This window comes from Microbacterium sp. NPDC089189 (assembly GCF_040685095.1).
In the GTDB taxonomy this organism is placed as follows: Bacteria; Actinomycetota; Actinomycetes; order Actinomycetales; family Microbacteriaceae; genus Microbacterium.
This window is the reverse complement of record NZ_JBFBHG010000011.1, coordinates 24,688-42,298: the sequence shown is the minus strand read 5'-3', so window position 1 is coordinate 42,298 and position 17,611 is coordinate 24,688. Positions and strand designations below refer to the sequence as shown.

At 65.2% G+C, this 17,611-nt stretch carries 16 protein-coding genes and 1 tRNA gene; 9 read left to right on the top strand and 8 right to left on the bottom strand.

What is annotated here, in order from left to right:
- The first annotated feature begins 204 nt into the window (after positions 1-204).
- Positions 205-807: a helix-turn-helix domain-containing protein gene (locus tag AB0N73_RS08060; protein WP_363562197.1), complete on the top strand. Its 603-nt coding sequence runs from the start codon at positions 205-207 to the stop codon at positions 805-807.
- Positions 808-824: 17 nt separating this feature from the next.
- On the opposite strand, the gene AB0N73_RS08055 is transcribed toward AB0N73_RS08060, so the two are convergent.
- Positions 825-3,404 carry an AAA family ATPase gene (locus AB0N73_RS08055; protein WP_363562195.1) on the bottom strand — a complete coding sequence of 860 codons (2,580 nt, stop codon included), beginning with the start codon at positions 3,402-3,404 and terminating at the stop codon, positions 825-827.
- Between the two features lie 268 nt (positions 3,405-3,672).
- On the opposite strand from AB0N73_RS08055, the gene AB0N73_RS08050 reads away from it, so the two are divergent.
- The 5 genes from AB0N73_RS08050 to AB0N73_RS08030 all read left to right on the top strand — a co-directional run bounded on the left by AB0N73_RS08050 (position 3,673) and on the right by AB0N73_RS08030 (position 7,717).
- The gene (locus AB0N73_RS08050) at positions 3,673-4,725 is read left to right on the top strand and encodes a DUF294 nucleotidyltransferase-like domain-containing protein (RefSeq protein ID WP_363562193.1); all 1,053 of its coding nucleotides are present in this window, start codon (positions 3,673-3,675) and stop codon (positions 4,723-4,725) included.
- Between the two features lie 24 nt (positions 4,726-4,749).
- The gene (locus tag AB0N73_RS08045; protein WP_363562191.1) at positions 4,750-5,295 is read left to right on the top strand and encodes an HIT family protein; all 546 of its coding nucleotides are present in this window, start codon (positions 4,750-4,752) and stop codon (positions 5,293-5,295) included.
- A 3-nt stretch (positions 5,296-5,298) separates the two neighbouring features.
- The gene (locus tag AB0N73_RS08040; protein WP_363562189.1) at positions 5,299-6,219 is read left to right on the top strand and encodes a DNA cytosine methyltransferase; all 921 of its coding nucleotides are present in this window, start codon (positions 5,299-5,301) and stop codon (positions 6,217-6,219) included.
- A 35-nt stretch (positions 6,220-6,254) separates the two neighbouring features.
- Positions 6,255-6,668, top strand: a complete 414-nt coding sequence (locus AB0N73_RS08035; protein ID WP_363562187.1) for a very short patch repair endonuclease — start codon at positions 6,255-6,257, stop codon at positions 6,666-6,668.
- A gap of 68 nt (positions 6,669-6,736) precedes the next feature.
- On the top strand, positions 6,737-7,717 hold the full coding sequence (locus AB0N73_RS08030; RefSeq protein ID WP_363562185.1) for a DNA cytosine methyltransferase: 981 nt from the start codon (positions 6,737-6,739) through the stop codon (positions 7,715-7,717).
- On the opposite strand, the gene AB0N73_RS08025 is transcribed toward AB0N73_RS08030, so the two are convergent.
- Positions 7,718-8,716 carry a NaeI family type II restriction endonuclease gene (locus AB0N73_RS08025; protein ID WP_363562183.1) on the bottom strand — a complete coding sequence of 333 codons (999 nt, stop codon included), beginning with the start codon at positions 8,714-8,716 and terminating at the stop codon, positions 7,718-7,720. It abuts the gene before it with no gap.
- A gap of 588 nt (positions 8,717-9,304) precedes the next feature.
- Between AB0N73_RS08025 and AB0N73_RS08020 the strand changes: the two genes are divergently transcribed.
- Positions 9,305-9,547, top strand: coding sequence for a hypothetical protein (locus tag AB0N73_RS08020; RefSeq protein WP_363562181.1), 243 nt, complete (start codon positions 9,305-9,307; stop codon positions 9,545-9,547).
- A gap of 240 nt (positions 9,548-9,787) precedes the next feature.
- Here AB0N73_RS08020 and AB0N73_RS08015 read toward each other — a convergent pair.
- Positions 9,788-9,863: transfer RNA gene (locus AB0N73_RS08015), tRNA-Lys, on the bottom strand.
- A gap of 79 nt (positions 9,864-9,942) precedes the next feature.
- On the opposite strand from AB0N73_RS08015, the gene AB0N73_RS08010 reads away from it, so the two are divergent.
- Both AB0N73_RS08010 and AB0N73_RS08005 read left to right on the top strand, forming a co-directional pair.
- Entirely contained in the window at positions 9,943-10,581 is a 639-nt protein-coding gene (locus AB0N73_RS08010; protein WP_363562179.1) for a DNA-directed RNA polymerase subunit beta, read from the top strand.
- A 206-nt stretch (positions 10,582-10,787) separates the two neighbouring features.
- Positions 10,788-11,672: an aminodeoxychorismate lyase gene (locus tag AB0N73_RS08005; protein WP_363562177.1), complete on the top strand. Its 885-nt coding sequence runs from the start codon at positions 10,788-10,790 to the stop codon at positions 11,670-11,672.
- A 508-nt stretch (positions 11,673-12,180) separates the two neighbouring features.
- On the opposite strand, the gene AB0N73_RS08000 is transcribed toward AB0N73_RS08005, so the two are convergent.
- The 5 genes from AB0N73_RS08000 to pstS all read right to left on the bottom strand — a co-directional run bounded on the left by AB0N73_RS08000 (position 12,181) and on the right by pstS (position 17,599).
- Complete coding sequence (locus tag AB0N73_RS08000; RefSeq protein WP_363562175.1) at positions 12,181-13,005, bottom strand: type IV toxin-antitoxin system AbiEi family antitoxin domain-containing protein; 825 nt, start codon at positions 13,003-13,005, stop codon at positions 12,181-12,183.
- A gap of 560 nt (positions 13,006-13,565) precedes the next feature.
- Positions 13,566-14,345, bottom strand: coding sequence for a phosphate ABC transporter ATP-binding protein PstB (gene pstB, locus AB0N73_RS07995; RefSeq protein WP_363562173.1), 780 nt, complete (start codon positions 14,343-14,345; stop codon positions 13,566-13,568).
- 22 nt (positions 14,346-14,367) lie between these two features.
- A complete protein-coding gene (pstA, locus tag AB0N73_RS07990; protein WP_363562171.1) occupies positions 14,368-15,462 on the bottom strand; it encodes a phosphate ABC transporter permease PstA in 1,095 nt (364 codons plus the stop codon).
- Position 15,463: 1 nt separating this feature from the next.
- A complete protein-coding gene (gene pstC, locus AB0N73_RS07985; RefSeq protein ID WP_363562169.1) occupies positions 15,464-16,417 on the bottom strand; it encodes a phosphate ABC transporter permease subunit PstC in 954 nt (317 codons plus the stop codon).
- An 81-nt stretch (positions 16,418-16,498) separates the two neighbouring features.
- Positions 16,499-17,599 carry a phosphate ABC transporter substrate-binding protein PstS gene (gene pstS / locus AB0N73_RS07980; RefSeq protein ID WP_363562167.1) on the bottom strand — a complete coding sequence of 367 codons (1,101 nt, stop codon included), beginning with the start codon at positions 17,597-17,599 and terminating at the stop codon, positions 16,499-16,501.
- Between the last annotated feature and the right edge of the window lie 12 nt (positions 17,600-17,611).

Below are 17,611 nucleotides of genomic sequence, written 5' to 3'. Positions count from 1 at the left end.
GTTCACGTATTCGTCGAGGGCCGATTGACGAGATCCGGCGGGACGGATTATTTGAGGGATGGCGCGGGTGAGGCGGCCCGCCGCGTAACGATACTCACTGGCGCTACGTTCCTCGTCATCGGAATAGGTCTCGGAGTCGCGGCAATCGTGGTTCCGCGCCTTGAGAGATGACGCCTGGCGGATGGAGCAGGCCAGAATGGGACTGTGCGCATTGCCGTCAGTGTGTCGCTCACTATCGCAGGAACCGTCGTCGGCCTGTTGGGTGCTCTGAGTCTCGGCCTATCCGGGCTCAGCTTGGCCGGCCCTGGACTCACAATCATCGAATACTCCGACTCGGATCACGGCGAACGGTCCATCGGTATCGCGATGGGAGTCATCGCGCTTGCCACGTGGCTGGTGATGGTTGTGTCTGCCGCTCTGGCAGAGCTACAGAAGCTTGCGGCGCTGAGCCAGACTGCCGCTCCGGTGGCTGTCGATGTCGAGCCTCGGCCATGGGCGGTAAGGCGTCGGCTCACCGACGCGCAGATCGAGGAAATCGTGACCAAGTATCAGTCGGGCGCTGGAACACCGAAGCTCTGTGACGAGTACGGCATCTCGAAACCAAGCATGCTCGAGCTCCTTCATGAACGTGGTGTGCAGATGCGTCGTCAGCCACTGACGAAGACGCAGCGTGCAGAAGCGGTGCGGCTGTACGAAGAAGGTATGGCTATCAAGCCGATCGCTAACGAGCTCGGCTCCAGCTTTGGGGCCGTCCACCGCGTTCTGAAGGCGGAGGAGATCAAGCTGCGTCCGCGTCCTGGTCGCTGAAGCACTGTCGTCTAGTTCTAGCTGTATCCGTTGATGCGCTTGTGCCAAGCATCTATGCGGTCGAGCTCTACTTTCATCTCCTCGACTGTGGGCGCGACAATATTGACCTCCTCACTCTTGTCATGGCGAGGAGCCCACTTGGAGACTTGGCTGTAGCCGCTCTGAAAGTCCACGTTGTCTTCCGGCGTGATCTGAGCGAGAAGCTTTACCATCTTCGGACGCACCTCAGTAGTGCCGCGGTCTACGACCTTGCCGATGATGTCGTTGCGCACGATGCGTTCCCAAGTCTCCGATAGCTTCCCCGCCCAAAGTTGAACTCGATTGTCGTAGTCATCCGGCGTCAGTGTCGCCTTATCCCGCTTGATCCGGGCGAGTTCTTCCCCGAGCTCGTGGATGCGCTTCTTCGCGTCCTTTGCCTTCCACGGGTGCGTGTCGAGGACCGTGCCCGGGATACCTTTGCTGTCCTTCACGATGGAGTGTTCTTGCAGCGGCACGCCTTCCTCTTCGGCAGCTCGAATCAGATCGCCGAGAAAGGTGAGGTCGTGGGTGAAGACAACTACTTGGCGGTTGCCGGCGAGCGCAGCGATCCGTCGCGCGACTTTCTCGCGACGCCCGTGGTCGAGGGAGGTGATCGGGTCGTCAAGGACAAGCGCAGATTGCGAGTCGTCGAAGTTGATCTCGGTGAGCAGCCCCGCCAGTCCGAGTGCTGTCTGCTCTCCCTCACTCAGCACGTCGCGTACGCTCTTGGTCGCCAGGGTTGCACCAAGCAGCGCCGGCTTGTGTCGTAGACGGGCTTTACCGCCGCCCTTGTCGTCGAGCTTGACGTGTTCGAGGCCGAGCCGATCGGACTCACGTGAGAACCGATCGTTGACCTGTTCGTTAACGTACGTTCGCGTGAGGGCGATCGCCTGCTTGGTGATCGGTTGGGTCGTGATACTCGCCCGGATTGCAGTGATGTGTCGGACAGCACGCTGGCGGGCGGCATCCTTCTTCAGGCGGTCAACGTGCTTAGCGAGCTCAATGGTGTCCTTCAGCTCGTTCTTCGCAGCGGTTGCGGCCTTGAGCTGCGACGCGAAAGCGGCGGAGTCGATCTTCTCGGCGCTGTCTCGTATGGCGCTGGATCGAGTTCTCAGTTCATCGGTGTCAGTCGGATGCAGGGGGAGAGGGAGTTCGGTCGTCTCCGCGCGCAACCGCTCACCTATGCGCGTTTTGGCAGCGCCCGCTGTGTCGATTGCCATCCGCAGATGTTCGGCGAGATCCGGATCTTCCGTTTCAATCGCTGCGAGTGCGTTGGTGGTTACCACGGTCGCGACTTCCAGCCCGCTCAGTCTCGTCAGCGCGGCGCGAGTCGATGCCTCCGCCGTTGCTGCCTTCTTCGCTGTCTCGTCGTGTACGAACGCGTGAAAACGCTGCAGGCGAGTGGGCGCGTCAGCGTTGAGTTCTTGTTGACAGAGCGGGCAGCGTGCGTCTTCGCCAGTGTGGGGAAAGGTGTGCCCGGGGTATGCCTCTTGCTGTGAGTAAGCTTCGGCGGCAGACCAAAGTGCTCGCCATGTCTCCGAGCCCACTCCACTCAGGGGTTCATCGGTGAAGTTCGACCTCGAGGCGAGGTCGGCAGCGGCGCGTAGATCTCTAGCTTCTTGTAGCTGTTTCTCGAGCCTGTCCGAAGCGTCGGGGTCCACGGCAGCGCCGAGTGCATCTAGATGGTCAGCGACCGCGACCAGAGCGTCGGCGACCTTGAGCAGGCGAGCTTTCTCGTTCGTGGGGTTTGTTGACTGGAGTCGACCTTCTTCTTGGACGCGCTGGGCGAGGAGCGCCTCGGGGTCCAAGGGAACGTCCACCGCGGCATCAATCAGGTCGTCTGTGGTATCGGGGCCGAGCGACGCGGCGAAGAGTCCGGCCGCTGTCGAGGGGAGAAGACCTGGCACCTCGTATCCCGCGCCGTCTACGGTCGCGAGCTCGGCATCCATCGCAGACCGCAGTCGGTCGACCGCGTGGACGAGCTGGTCGAGCAGATTGAGCGCTGACGGGCGGTAACTCAACTCTGTGTCTGTGAGGAGGTAGTGGTCGCCACACGCCTCGTCGTAGAAGTGAATTTGTGTCAGCTCGGCGTCCGCCGCTGCCGGCCAGTTGAGTGTGCGTTCTTCGCCGTTCACGCGATATGTGATGGTGGCGCTCTGCTCCTTCGGCGCGGCCGGGTTGAAGGCGTTGGGAAGTATTTCTTGATGATGCCGTGCGCCGACCACGTCTTTCACGAGCCGCGCGAATCCTGATTTTCCACTCCCGTTATCTCCATAGACCACGGTGAGCCCCGCGTCGCCGAAGGTCAGGAATCCTCCATCGGCGAGCGCGTTGACGTTGTGCAAGCCGCCGATGGCAGTCAGTTCTACTCGGGCGCCTGTGCTTGTCGATGTCGGAAGATCAGTGGCCGTCAGCTTCTCCGGAGCGCTGATCGGCTTCTGGCTGATGAGATCGGTCGCGAGCGCCCGGGCGAATACGTCGTCAACTTCGCCGGATCGCAGTATCTCCGCCGCGAGAACCCGGATCCAGTCGGGTCGCTGGTTGAGCCAGCTTGCGATTTCTTCTTCGATAGACGGCATTGTTCCCCCAGTTCACCCCATTAGTACATATGTACTATACTACGCCACGGTGTCCGTCCACGGTGTTGTCACTTAGGCAACGTCGAGAGCAGTTGCCGTGGCGTGATTACCGTAGCGCCGTGCGCCGGCACTCGCAGGGTAGAAAGCTCGGGGAAGTGGCCGCACACCACGTGATCATCGGACTCCGCGGAGTCGAGGAGATGCCAGCCTGGCTCTTGGTGGGTCTGGACCTGCCACTCGTGCTCTATGCTCTGGGCCGGGGGTATCAATGACGACGGAACTGACGCGAGCTCTGGGTGAGGCTGGCTGGGATGACGTAAGACTTCCGAACCTGGAGGCGGCGTTTGAACTCAGCGAGGACTGCATCCAACGCGCTCGCAAGCACCTGGCCACTGAGCTCGACGGGCTTGACGATCGACTCGATGTCGTAGCGTTCGGTTCGCTTGCTCGTCGCGAGATGACAACCGCGTCAGATCTGGACTGGCTGGTAGTGGTGCACGCGTTGCCCGAAGAGCGCAGCGCAGTGCAAGCTGCACTTTCAGCCGCAGATGGTCTTCGTGCAGTGCTGAGCGAGGTCGGCGACGTTCGTGCACCTGGGTCGAGCGGAGTGTTCGGGCAGATGGTCTCCGCCGTTGAGCTTGTTGAGGTGATCGGTCTCCAGGCAGACACCAATCACTCGCACACGCGGCGCATTTTGCTGATCGAGGAGTCCGTCTCGCTCAGGGATGAGGCAGTGCATCGTCAGCTTCTGACTACCACATTTCGTCGTTATCTCGACGCGCACCCGTCAGCTCGGACAGGGGTGCCCCGCTTCTTGTTGAACGACCTGCTCCGCTACTGGCGGACAGTCACGGTCGACTACCAGGCGAAGAGCCCTGCGCGGTCGATGTACTCGCTTCGCTACCTCAAGCTGATCGTCTCGCGGAAGCTGACGTTTGCTGCGTCGGTTCTGCCGCTGCTGGCCCTCGCCGAGGAGGGCAAGCAGCTCTCCGTCGACGAGTTTGCCGACCTGCTGTACGAGACGTACTCAAGACCAGCCCTCGTGCGATTTGTCTCTGCGGCAGCATCGCTTGGAGCTGACCATCCAGAGCTGATGACTTCAGCGAAGCAGGTACTCATGATCGCCGACCAGTTCAACGGCTTGCTGGGCGACCAGTCCTGGCGGGACAAGATCGACGAGGCGAGCCGTCATGACGATGCCAAGGAGCAAGATGAGTTCGCTGCAGCCCATCGTCTTGGACGGGATCTTCAAGGTAGCCTCGAGGAAATGTTCTTCGCTGAGCCCTTGCTGCCGTTGACGCGCAGCTTGCTCGTGTTCTAGAATATATGTACGAATGGGGACGACATGTCACTAAGTAAGCAGGACACAACCTGCCTCCAGTGCGGGTTCGGTCTGTGGATCCCAGTCGACGAACTGAGCTCCTCTTACATGGGGTTGTATAGCGACGCCCGCTTCCCCGGGCGATGCATCGTGACATTGAACCAACATGCCGAACATCTCGACGAGCTCCCCCCGGACACGGTTTCTTCGTTCATGTTGAACGTGCGAGTTGCATCTATGGCGTTGCGCATCGCAACCGGATCGCCGCGGATAAACGTGGCCATTCTTGGAAACCAAGAGGGTCACGTACACGCTCACTTGATTCCTCGATACCCAGAATCGGAACCCCGGCCAAACAAGGCGCCGTGGGAGGATACGCGTCCGCGCGGTTCCATGAGCTCGGCAGATAACGAGCGTTATGTGGAGCTCATTCGACGTGCGCTCAAGCAGGTGAAGGTTAGCGAGGAAAGCCGCGGCCGCAAGGTCGAGCTGCGACATGTCAGCTCCGCGGAAATGGAACCTCCTCTGCTGATGCTGTCGCAAGATGCCGCAACCGATCTTCTTATTTAGAAGATGACAGCGTTGCACGCTGTTGACTTGCTTATTGGCGGCGGTGGTCTAGCGCTTGGAGTGTCCAGAGCTGGCTTCGCGATTTCGCTCGGAATAGATTCTGACCCACTTGCCGTCGAGACAGTTAAGCTCAATCGTCCTGACTGGCACCTGCTGAATCGGGACGTTGCTTCGGTTTCCGCTGAAGAGGTAATGCGTAGCGACTTGATTGTCGCGGGACTGCCGAGCCCACAGGCAGGGGGCTTCGACTCGGGTGCTAACGACGCGATGCTTTCTTGCATCCGCCTGATCGCTGAAAGTCAGCCTCGAGCAGCCCTGCTCGAGGGAACGTCGTCGCTGCTTCACGAGCGTCACAAGAAATTGCTGCTTCCGATCTTGCGCATACTCGAGGCCGCGGGTTATCAGCTGGATGTAAGGATGCTGAGGGCTTCGAGCTTCGGCGTCGTCCAGCATCGGCCACGCGCTTACATCGTTGCTTTGAAATCAGACGAGTTCGCGCAGTTTGAATGGCCATATCCCATCAAGGTTCAACAGACTCTTGGTGCTCTCCTGCATGATGACATGGCTTCGCGCGGCTGGCGCGGTGCCGAGTCTTGGGCGGAGCGCGCGAACTCCACCGCACCGACCATTGTTGGCGGATCACGGCGGCATGGTGGAGCCGACCTTGGCCCGACTGGGACGAAGCAGGCGTGGTGGCGGGTAGGGGTAGATCCGACCTCGATTGCTGACTTAGCACCCGCACCGGATGATCCAGTTGCGCTCTATCCTCGGCTGACGCTATCTATGGTCGCTCGAATGCAGGGAATGGGCGATTGGGTGTTTTGCGGTCCGAAGGGAGCGCAATTTCGGCTCATTGCGAGCGCCACACCCCCGCCAGTGGCTGAGCGGCTGGCCGGTGCCATTCGCGACGCGCTAAAGCGATGATTGTGCTGCCGCCGAGCGAGGGCAGGAGGCGCAACATGCGCGCCATCAAGAGAGCCGTCACCAAACCGGAGGTTGCGTTACGTTCTGCCCTCCACGCCCGTGGGCTACGGTTCCGGAAAGACCTCCGGCTTGATTTCGAGAGCGCGCGGGTTCGACCTGACATTGTCTTCACGGCCAAACAGGTAGCAGTCTTCGTCGATGGGTGTTTCTGGCATTCCTGTCCTGAACACGGTTCGCGGCCGACGAAAAACGTCGACTACTGGCTGCCCAAGCTTGCGCGCACGGTAGAGCGGGACGTAGCGGCCAGCGCGGCACTGCTTGCCGCCGGATGGACAGTCGTGCGGATCTGGGAACACGTGCCGCTAGGGTCGGCCGCCGACGCTGTCGTGTCGGTAACCAAGGAACGGCCTCGGGAGGGCTCGCCGAGCCGCCTTGTCCAGGTCGTGTAACGCGGAAGGTACAGTGTCAGACGCCCCTGGCAGTGTGGTGGCGGTACGGCAACCGAAAGGACCTCGATATGGCCTCCTCTGACCTTAGTGTCCTCGAAATCTGCGCCGGGGCGGGCGGCCAGTCGTACGGGCTGGAGCGGGCAGGGTTCGGACACGAGCTCGCGGTGGAGATCGACCGCGACGCTGCAGCAACGTTGCGGCTGAACCGGCCTGAGTGGCACGTTCATGAGGGTGATGTGCGCGAGATCAATGGCCGCGACTACCGCGGTGTGGACTTGCTTGCGGGAGGCGTGCCGTGCCCGCCGTTCAGCGTGGCGGGTAAGCAGCTCGGCGCCGAGGACGAACGTGATCTGTTTCCCGAGGCGATCAGACTCGTCCGCGAGGCGAAGCCCGCCGCCGTCATGCTGGAGAACGTGAAGGGTCTGGCGTCCGCTCGTTTCCAGACTTACCGTGATTCGATCCGTGGAGAGCTGGAAAAGCTCGGGTACCAGACAGACTGGCAGCTGCTCCTTAGTTCTGAGTTTGGCGTACCCCAGCTGCGCCCTCGATTCATCCTCGTGGCTGTCAAGGGCGCGAAATTCAAGAAGTTCGAGTGGCCCGGAGCCGTCGGCACGCCGCGAATGGTCGGCGAGACTCTGCTGCCACTCATGAGTGCCAACGGTTGGGCGGGAGCGACCGCGTGGGCCAAGCGCGCGAACTCGATCGCTCCGACGATCGTCGGAGGTTCGAAGAAGCACGGTGGCGCCGATCTCGGGCCCACTCGAGCGAAGGCCGCGTGGTTCGCGCTCGGTGTCGACGGTAAGGGAGTTGCCGACGCGGCGCCGTCTGCGGAGCACCCGATCCGTCACATTCCGCGGTTGACCAACGAAATGGTCGCGCGTGTCCAAGGCTTCGACGAGTCCTGGAAGTTCTCCGGACGCAAGACGGCGGTCTACCGTCAGATCGGCAACGCGTTCCCGCCGCCTGTCGCGGAGGGTGTTGGTCGCGCAATTAAGCGGGCGATCGGCGCCGAGGCAACCAAGCGGCGGCCGCTTGCAGTGGTCGCTTGACTAGCTTTTTTCTTTGGCTTCTGACCGGCGCTTCTGGCGCTTTTTCTCATCAGGCAGAAGCGGCGCCAGGTCGGTAACCGTGTCGCCGTCGTGAGCAAGCCGCCACCATCGACCCTCTAGCAATGCACCTTCCTGGTGGAGGCTAGGCACGACGCGCGCCGCGATGTATTCCGCGCGGCTCGGGACCGGTATTCCCAATGCCGCCGCGACGGGCGCGTGGTAGACGCCACTCATGATCAGGTAGCCATCAGGGCGGAGGATGTCCCGTGCGCCACCGTTGCCGCGAGCACGCTTCTGGTGGTCGAGCTGCCGTGCGACCGTGGCTACCGCGGACCGGTGCACGAGTCGACCCTCCGTCGCGCGGAACAGCCGCGCAACACGCACAGAGCCGGACTTGCTGTCGACGATGTTCTCGATCGTGGCCGATGGCAGTTGGAGGAGGACGTTGACGGGCATCGGCGCGTGGCGCCACAGCCATCGGACTTGCTGTCGCCCGAAAGGGCTCAACCAGCTCTTCTTGTCGCGGTTGCCTTCGCTGCCGGTCGTGAGATACTCCGGCCGTACGCGAATGAGTCCGACGGAAAACTCAGACTTGGGGTCGCTACCTGTCGCGACCAGTGCCAGCTTGCCGAACACTTCAGGTGGCAGCATCCACCTACCGTCGTCCTGGCTCCACTTCGCGTCGACATCGTGTCCAGCGATGGAGTAGTCGAGTCCCTTGTGCAGTGGATCGTCAGGGTCACCGGAGCCGTCAGCGAACTCGAACTCGCGCTGGGCGTTGATCTCGAAGAGCGTTCCGAAGTGCGTCTTCTCGGTCTTCGCGAGATCCTTCCAGAGGTAGCGGCCGGTCTCGGCGCCGTTGTAGAGCATGTCGTAGGTGTGCCGCACAACAGCTGCCCACCTTGCACCTGTAGGGTCGAGGGCGATGAGCGCAGCAGCGACTTCATCAAGCGATGGGTCGTCCGGCGGTTCGAACTCCGCGAGCACATCTTCTGTCATACTCGCGAGCCTATCGACGCCAGACCGCGGTGCGCGTGTGGCGCGAGTGATGTCCCCGCACGCTCGGCTACGGTGACTTACATGCGCACAGACCCGGATCTCGTATGGCTGGTCTACTCGTCGAACGTCAATGAGGGCCAGTTGATCGACCGTACCCGGCTGCCGGGTGAAGCAGAGCGTTACGCTCTCGAGTTTCACCCCGCCAAGCTAGGCATATCAGACGACGGAAGGTATGAGGTCTGGGTCGTCGATGACGCAGCTGATGCCGACTCTTGATCTGGTGACTTGACGTTGCGTCGACGTTGGAATGAGTTCACTGGATCGAGGCCTCCCGCGAGGCTTCCGTGTGCTGTTCATGGAGGCAAGGGGGGCGGGGCGGCGACCACTTCGGCTACTACTTCTGTCGCGGACGCCAGGAGAAGGCTTGTGATCTTCGCCATCTCCCAGAGCGGGAGGTCGGGCACGCCGTCGCGCTTGAAGTGAAGCGGCAGGCCATCCCGGATGATTTCGCTGATGTGATGCAGGGAGCACGTTCTGCGCGAAGTCGACTCGCAGTAGTCGGCTCAGCGTGCTCTCCGCGCTCGCCTCGTGAAGCAACTGACGCGCTTGGAAACTCGCGAAGACAATCTGCTGGATCTCGTGACCGACGAAGATATTGCCAGCAAGGCCGCCCAAGGTCGGCTGAGAGACATTGCCGTTGAGCGACGGACCCTCACCGAGAAGCTGACGCGCACGGATGTCGAAGTCAGAGAGCGGGCCGAGCACGTGCTCACTACCTTCAGCTACTTCGCCACCCGTATGACTTCTGCGTGTCCGCAGACGCAGGCTTGAAGCGCCGAGTGCTCGAGGCGCTGTTCACACAACTGTGGATCGAAGATGACGGCCAGCGAGTAGTGGTCCGTAGCGAATCTCATGATGTGGTGTCACTCATTCAGTCAGCTAGCGGCGAGCATCGAGTCTCGAAGCAAGAAAGCGTCAGCCGCATGGCTGACGCTTTCGAGAATCTTCCGGGAGGGGACGCTCACCCCAATAATCATTATCTTCTGGTCACCGGTTTGAGTGCGGTGAATGTGGTGGGCCCCGTGGGGCTCGAACCCACGACCCGCGGATTAAAAGTCCGATGCTCTACCGACTGAGCTAGAGGCCCTGCACGTCCAGCCTACTGGCCTCGCAAGGGGTGATCCGTCACGGCCCGGGCGTCCCAGAGCCCCGGTACCCTTTAGCAAGTGAAAGACGACTCGAGGCACTTCCACAAGCCGATCCGACGTCCCGCCGAGCTGTTCGATCGGCTCTTCTCGGGCGACGATCCGGCCGAGGTGTCGCGCGTCGCCCATTCGACGGCGTCGGCTCTTCTCGCCCGTGTCCGCCAGAATCCGGATGCGGAGGTCGTCGACCGTCTCGTGACGTTCCAGGCCGCGCACGGCATCGACGACCTCGCCGAACTGTGGTCGCGCGCCCCCGCGCGGTCGCTCCCCGGAGCGCTGTGGCGTCTGTACCTGTTGCAGGCCATGATCCACGACGACGCGCAGACGGCCGCGCTGCTCTACGACCGGGGGCGCACGTCGCTGTCCTCCATTGACGAGGTCGTTGCGGGAGCGCCCGCTCCCGCCGGGCCCGAAGAGCTGGTGGCGCTCATCGACATGATCATGCGCGGTCTCTTCGAGGGTGACTTCGCGATCGCGCTCGAGCGGGCCGCCGCGTTCTGCCGCATCACCGCGACAGGTGCCACGCACCTGGCCGACGACTACGAGATCTCGGAACCGCAGCGGGCGTCGACCTTCACTACGCGCGCTCTGCGGCTCGCGACCTACGCCGATGACCTGATGGCCAGCGCTTCGCTCTGGCGCCGCGACGCGTTGACCTGAGGGCTGTCGCGCGGCGCGCTCGCGCTCTGCCTCGGGATGGGGCGGTGCGCACCGCATCCGGGCATGAAAGTGCCGGGCCGCAGAAACGCCTCTCGGCGCAAGGCCGCTCGGAGCGGCAGAATTTGGAGCCCGGGGTTACTGCGGCCCGGCTTGACCATTGTAACGGAGGTCACCGCCGGACTATTCCGTCCGCGTAGGCTCGCACCATGGCCTGGCGATATGCGCTGCTGCTGGAACCCGCGGCATCCACCGACGACCGCACCGACTATTCGGCGACGTTCACCTCGATCGACCCGGCCGCGCCGGCGCTCAGCATCGGTGAGCTGAGCACCCAGCGCGGAGACGGGATCTTCGAGTCCATCGGCGTCGTCGACGGGCACCCGCAGGAGGTCGGCGCGCATCTCGAGCGCCTCGCGCACTCGGCCGAGATCTGTGACCTTCCCGCACCGAACCTGGCCCAGTGGCAGCAGGCCGTGATCGCGGCCGCCGCGCAATGCCCGCCGGGGGAGTGCGTCATCAAGCTGATCCTCAGCCGCGGCGTCGAGCACGGCCCGGCGCCGACCGCCTGGGTCACCGTCGCGGTCGCCGCCGACAACACCGCGGTGCGCGAGAACGGCGTGCGCGTCGTCACGCTCGACCGCGGCTACGACAGCGCCGCTCCCGCCCGCGCCCCGTGGCTGCTGCTGGGGGCGAAGACGCTGTCGTACGCGCCCAACATGGCGGCCCTTCGCGAGGCGAAGCGGCGCGGGGCGGATGACGCCGTCTTCACCACGAGCGACGGCGTGCTGCTCGAAGGCCCGACCTCCTCTCTCGTGCTGCGCCGCGGAGACCGCTTCGTCACCCCGGCCCCGGGCGCCGGGATCCTGCATGGCACGACGCAGCTCAGTCTCTTCGCGCACCTCGCCGACCGTGGTTTCGACACCGGGTACGAGACCCTGCCTTCCGACGCTCTGCTGCAGGCGGATGCGGCCTGGCTCGTCTCGAGCGTGCGCCTCGCCACCGGCATCGTGTCGGTCGATGGTGCACCTCTCCCGTACGACGCCGCCTTCACCCGCGAGCTCAACGCCTACCTCCTCTCGCCGCGCGACTGACCCCGGCCGGGGCGGTGGGGGTGGGGGCGGTGGGGGTGCCGCCCGGCGTGGGTGCGGCCCGGCGTGGGTGCCGCCCGGCGCGGGGAGGCTCCATCCGCACAACGGCGGATCGGAGGCGCGAAACGCCGTAGGGATGGGGTTGGGCCCCGGCATGTCGGACCCGTCGTCCGCCGTTGTGCAGCCGTGGGGTCCGGACGGTGCGGACAGGTCCGTGCTGTTTCCGTTCCGTGCCGTGCCGTGCCGTGCCGTGCCCTGCGGTGCCGTGCGGGCGCTACCTCTGCTGCCTCGGCCGTCCGGTCATCGCCCTCCCATCCGCACAACGGCGGATCCGGGGTGCGAAACGCCGTGCGGATCGGGGAAGCCTCCGGCATGTCGGACCTGTCGTCCGCCGTTGTGCAGCCGTGGGGTTGGAAGCCCCGGCATGTTGGCGCGGTCGTCCGCTGTTGTGCGGGCCGGGAAGCCAGTGCCGGCGGTTCAGAGCACGAAGCCTCGAGCCGATCGCGACGGTTCAGCGCCGGGTCGCGGCATCCAGCTGGCCGAGGATCGCCCGCTCGACGAGATCCCAGTCGTGCACGATGAGCGCGTAGTCGAACCGCAGGGTGACGTAGCCCCAAGCGGCGGCGTTGGCGTCGCGGACGAGATCCTTGTGGCGAAGCGACGGGGCGTCGTGGTTGGCCCGCCCGTCGGCCTCGATGACGAGGCGGTCGCCGATGAGGATGTCGACGACACCGACCGCCGTCAGGCGTTGCTGCGTGCGGATGCGCAGCCCCAGCGCTCGCAGACGCCAGCGCAGGAGCGACTCGAGTCCGCTGTCGGCGTCGGTGCGGGCGAGGTCGAGCGCCTCGCTACCCGCGGTTCCGACCGTGGCCCGCAGCCAGGCGAGCGCCGCGGGGCTCAGGAGCTCGAGCCGCAGCGCCGACTCGAGCGCGACGAAGAACCCCTCGTCGCCCTGGCACGCCAGGATCTGACGAAGTAATCGCGCGACGGAGGGGATCGCGAAGCTCGGCCAGAGGTCGGCGCCGTCCCAATGCTCGACGCACCCGCATCCCGCCTCATCGTGGCGTCGATGACCGCCGGCGCGCATCCAGACGTGCGTCGCGTCGTCGTCCATCACCCACATCCCGAGGTGCCGCGCGGCGCTCACGCACGCGAGCGGGCCGCCGTGCTCGGCAGCCGTGCGCGCCGGGTCGCAGGCGGATGCGGCCGCGTACACGCCCCGTCTGAGCCGCAGCCACAGCCCGCTCTCCTGCGCCCGCTCGACATCTCCGCGACTCCACCCCTCGCCGCGGAGCTCTCGATACGTCCGCACATCCGGGTGCGTTGCGCTGCACATGGTTTCAGCGTGGGCGTTCGCCCGACTGGCCGGCTCGGCGGCACCCGCTGCTCGGGAGAACACGCCGAGAAGTGCTGCCGGGGGAGGGGTGTTCGTGCGATGCGGAGATCCGGAGCCCCCGGCATCCGCCCGCACAACGGCGGACCTGGCGGGCGACACCCCGAGCTCTGGATGCGGTCGCCCGGGGTGTCGGGCACCAGATCCGCCGTTGTGCCGATGGCCGTGCTCGGGCCCTAGCCCCGAGGCCCGAGGCCCGAGCCCGAGCCCGAGCCCGAGCCCCGAGCCCGCCCCGAGCCCGAGCCCGAGCCCGTCCCGGGCCCGGCCTCAGCCCCGGCTGAAGCGGCCTCATCCCTGCACAACGGCGGACCTGGCGGGCGACACCCCGAGCTCCGGAGGCGGTCGCCCGGGGTGTCGGGCACCAGATCCGCCGTTGTGCCCGCGAGGCTCGACGACACACCACAGTTGTGCCCGAGAGGCCCCCAGAGCGCAGCACCCACAACAACAGAGGGCGGGTGCGCCGAAGCACACCCGCCCTGCCGCACCGCCGAGGCGGACGGGGCTTATCCGAAGCGGCCGGAGACGTAGTCCTCGGTGGCCTGCACGGACGGCGTGGTGAAGATGGTCGACGTGTCGTCGTACTCGATGAGCTTGCCGGGCTTGCCGGTGCCGGCGATGTTGAAGAAGGCGGTGCGGTCGGAGACGCGCGATGCCTGCTGCATGTTGTGCGTCACGATCACGATCGTGTACTCGCTCTTCAGTTCGTCGATGAGCTCCTCGATCGCGTAGGTCGAGATCGGGTCGAGGGCCGAGCAGGGCTCGTCCATCAGCAGCACGTCGGGCGAGACGGCGATCGCGCGGGCGATGCACAGACGCTGCTGCTGGCCGCCCGAGAGACCCGAGCCCGGCTTGTCGAGGCGGTCCTTGACCTCGTTCCAGAGGTTCGCGCCGGCGAGCGACTTCTCGACCAGGGCGTCGGCATCCGACTTCGAGATGCGCTTGTTGTTGAGCTTGACGCCGGCCAGCACGTTCTCGCGGATCGACATCGTCGGGAACGGGTTGGGGCGCTGGAAGACCATGCCCACCTGGCGGCGCACGAGCACGGGGTCGACGCCCTGTGCGTACAGGTTGTCGCCATCGAGCAGCACCTCGCCCTCGACGCGGGCGCCGGGGATGACTTCGTGCATGCGGTTGAGCGTGCGCAGGAACGTGGACTTGCCGCATCCGGATGGTCCGATGAACGCGGTCACGCTGCGGGGCTGGATCTGAAGCGACACGCCTTCGACGGCGAGGAAGTCGCTGTAGTACACGTTGAGGTCGTTGACTTCGATGCTCTTGGACACGGAGGTTCTTTCTCTCGGGAGATCAGCGACCGGACTTCGGCGCGAAGATCTTCGCGACGAGGCGGGCGACGAGGTTGAGCAGCATGACGATGACGATCAGGGTGAGCGCGGCGGCCCAGGCACGGCCGACGTACGCCTCGGCGGGGATGCCCTGGTTCATGTACTGCGTGTAGGTGAACACCGGCAGGGTCTGCATGCGTCCGTTGAACAGGTCGTAGTTCATGGATGCGGTGAAGCCCGCGGTGATTAGCAGCGGCGCGGTCTCGCCGATGACGCGCGAGATCGACAGCATGATGCCGGTCGTGATGCCGGCGATGGATGTGGGCAGCACGACCTTGAGGATCGTCAGCCACTTGGGCACGCCGAGCGCGTACGAGGCCTCGCGCAGCTCGTTGGGCACCAGGCGCAGCATCTCCTCGGTGGAGCGCACGACGACCGGGATCATGAGCACGGCCAGAGCGATCGAGCCGATGATGCCCATGCGCACACCCGGTCCGAGGAACAGGGCGAACAGTGCGTACGCGAACAGACCCGCGACGATCGAGGGGATGCCGGTCATGACGTCGACGAGGAAGGTGATGCCGCGGGCGAGGCGGTTGCCCTTGCCGTACTCGATCAGGTAGACGGCGGTGAAGAGGCCGATCGGGATGGAGATGACGGCGGCGGCGAGCGTGATCAGCAGCGTGCCCATGATGGCGTGCAGGGCCCCGCCGCCCTCGCCGACGACGTTGCGCATCGACGAGCTGAAGAACTCGCCGCTCCAGTTGGGGGCACCCAGGGTGATGACGGTGATGGCGACCGAGATCAGCGGCACCATCGCGATGAGGAACGCGACGGTGACGACGCCGGTGACAAGCCGGTCGACGGCCTTCCGGCGGCCCTCGATGATGGTCGACAGCGCGAAGATCAGCGCCAAGTAGAGCAGGGCCGACGTGATCAGCCAGCCGGCGTAGTTGAGCGGCTCGCCGCCGGCGACGGCCATGATCCCGAAGACCGCGAGCATCGCGAGCAGCGAGGCGCCCAGCAGCACCCAGGGCGTCCACTTGGGCAGGTGCCCGGTGGTCAGACGCGCCGTGGTGGTGACGCTCTCGCGCGGCGGAACAGTCGTGGTGGTCATGTCAGTTGGCCCCCGAGAATTCCTTGCGCCGGCTCACGATGTAGCGGGCGACGGCGTTGACGGCGAAGGTCACGACGAACAGGATGAGGCCGGTGGCGATGAGGACGTTGATGTTCGTCCCGTACGCCTCGGGGAAGCTCAGTGCGATGTTCGCCGCGATGGTGTTCGGGTTGTCCGAGGTGAAGAGCTTGAACGAGATCCCGCCGGAGACCGAGAGCACCATGGCGACGGCCATCGTCTCTCCGAGCGCGCGGCCGAGGCCCAGCATGGCGGCCGAGACGATGCCGCTGCGGCCGAACGGCAGCACCGCCATGCGGATCATCTCCCAGCGCGTGGCGCCGAGGGCGAGAGCGGCCTCTTCGTGCAGCACGGGAGTCTGCAGGAAGATCTCACGGCAGATCGCCGTGATGATCGGGGTCACCATGACCGCGAGCACCAGCGAGGCGGTGAAGATCGTGCGGCCGGTCGACGAGACCGGGCCGTTGAAGAGCGGGAACCAGCCGGCGTTGTCGACGAACCAGGTGTAGATCGGCTGCGCGGCCGGCGCGAGCACGCCGATGCCCCAGAGGCCGAAGACGACCGACGGCACGGCCGCCAGCAGGTCGACGACGTAGCCCAGCGCCTGAGCCAGTCGGCGCGGCGCGTAGTGCGAGATGAACAGCGCGACGCCCAGCGACAGCGGAACCGCCATGAGCAGGGCGAGAGCGGCGGCCCAGACCGTGCCGAAGACGAGCGGCCAGACGTAGTCCCAGAAGTTGGATCCGAGGATGGAGGCATCCTCGGAGGTGGCGGAGAACGCCGGGATCGACTGGACGACCAGGAAGATCGCTACAGCCGCAAGGGTGACCAGGATCATCGAGCCCGCCGCGAGGGCGGTTCCCGAGAACCAGCGGTCACCGGGCCGCTGCTTGCCCTTCATGGTCGGGGTCGTCGTGACCTCGGGTGTGGTGGTCATGGCTCGATTCTCTCAATGAGACGGCGGGGATCACACCGAAGCCCGGTCCCGGCACAGAGCCGGGACCGGGCGTTCGTGGGATTACTTGATCGCGTCGATCGCGGTCGTGATCTGCTCGCGCAGGGCGTCCGAGATCGGGGCGCTGCCCGACGCGTCGGCCGCGGCCGTCTGGCCCTCGGCGCTGGCGGCGTAGGTGAAGAAGCCCTTGACGAGCTCGGCGGTGGCCGAGTCGGTGTACTCGGCGCAACCGATGAGGTAGCTCACGAGGACGATCGGGTACACGCCGGCCTCGGTCGAGGTGCGGTCGAGCGCGATCGCGATGTCGGTCGCGGCGCGGCCCTCTTCCTCCGGCGACGCGTCGACGATGGCCGCCGCAGCCTCGGGGGAGTAGGAGACGAACTCGTCGCCGACCTGGATGGCGACGGTGCCCAGGTTGCCGGCACGCGAGGCGTCGGCGTAGCCGATGGTGCCCTGGCCGCCCTCGACGGCCGAGATGACGCCCGAGGTGCCCTGCGCGGCCTCGCCACCGGAGACCTCGGCCGGCCACTCCTCGACCGAGCCGAACGACCAGACCGACTCGGCGGTCGCGCCCAGGTAGTCGGTGAAGTTGCCGGTGGTGCCCGACTTGTCGGAACGGTGCACGGGGGTGATCGCCGTGGACGGGAGCTCGACGCCCTCGTTCAGCGCGGCGATGGCCGGGTCGTTCCAGGTGCTGATCGTGCCGGCGAAGATGCCCGCCAGCGTCGCCGGGTCGAGGTTGAGCGAGTCGACGCCCTCGAGGTTGAAGACGACGGCGATGGGGGAGATGTAGGTGGGGATCTCGACCAGGTCGGATCCGTCGACGCAGGCGTCGAACGGGCCGGCTTCGATCTCGTCGACCTTGAACGCGCGGTCGGATCCGGCGAAGCCGACGGCTCCGGCCTGGAAGGACTCGCGGCCCGTGCCGGAGCCGGAGGGGTCGTAGTCGACCGTCAGCTCGGCGTTGTCGGCCTGCAGACCGGCAGCCCATGCCTGAACGGCGAGCTCCTGCGACGAGGCGCCGCCACCGACGAGGTTGCCGCTCAGTCCGCCTTCGGGGGCGGAGGTCGAGCCGGAGCCGGCCTCGTTCGCGGCGCAGCCGGCGAGGGCGAGGGCCGCGACAGCGGCGAGGGCGCCCACCTGGGCGATGCGGTTGATCTTCACGTTGCGAATTCC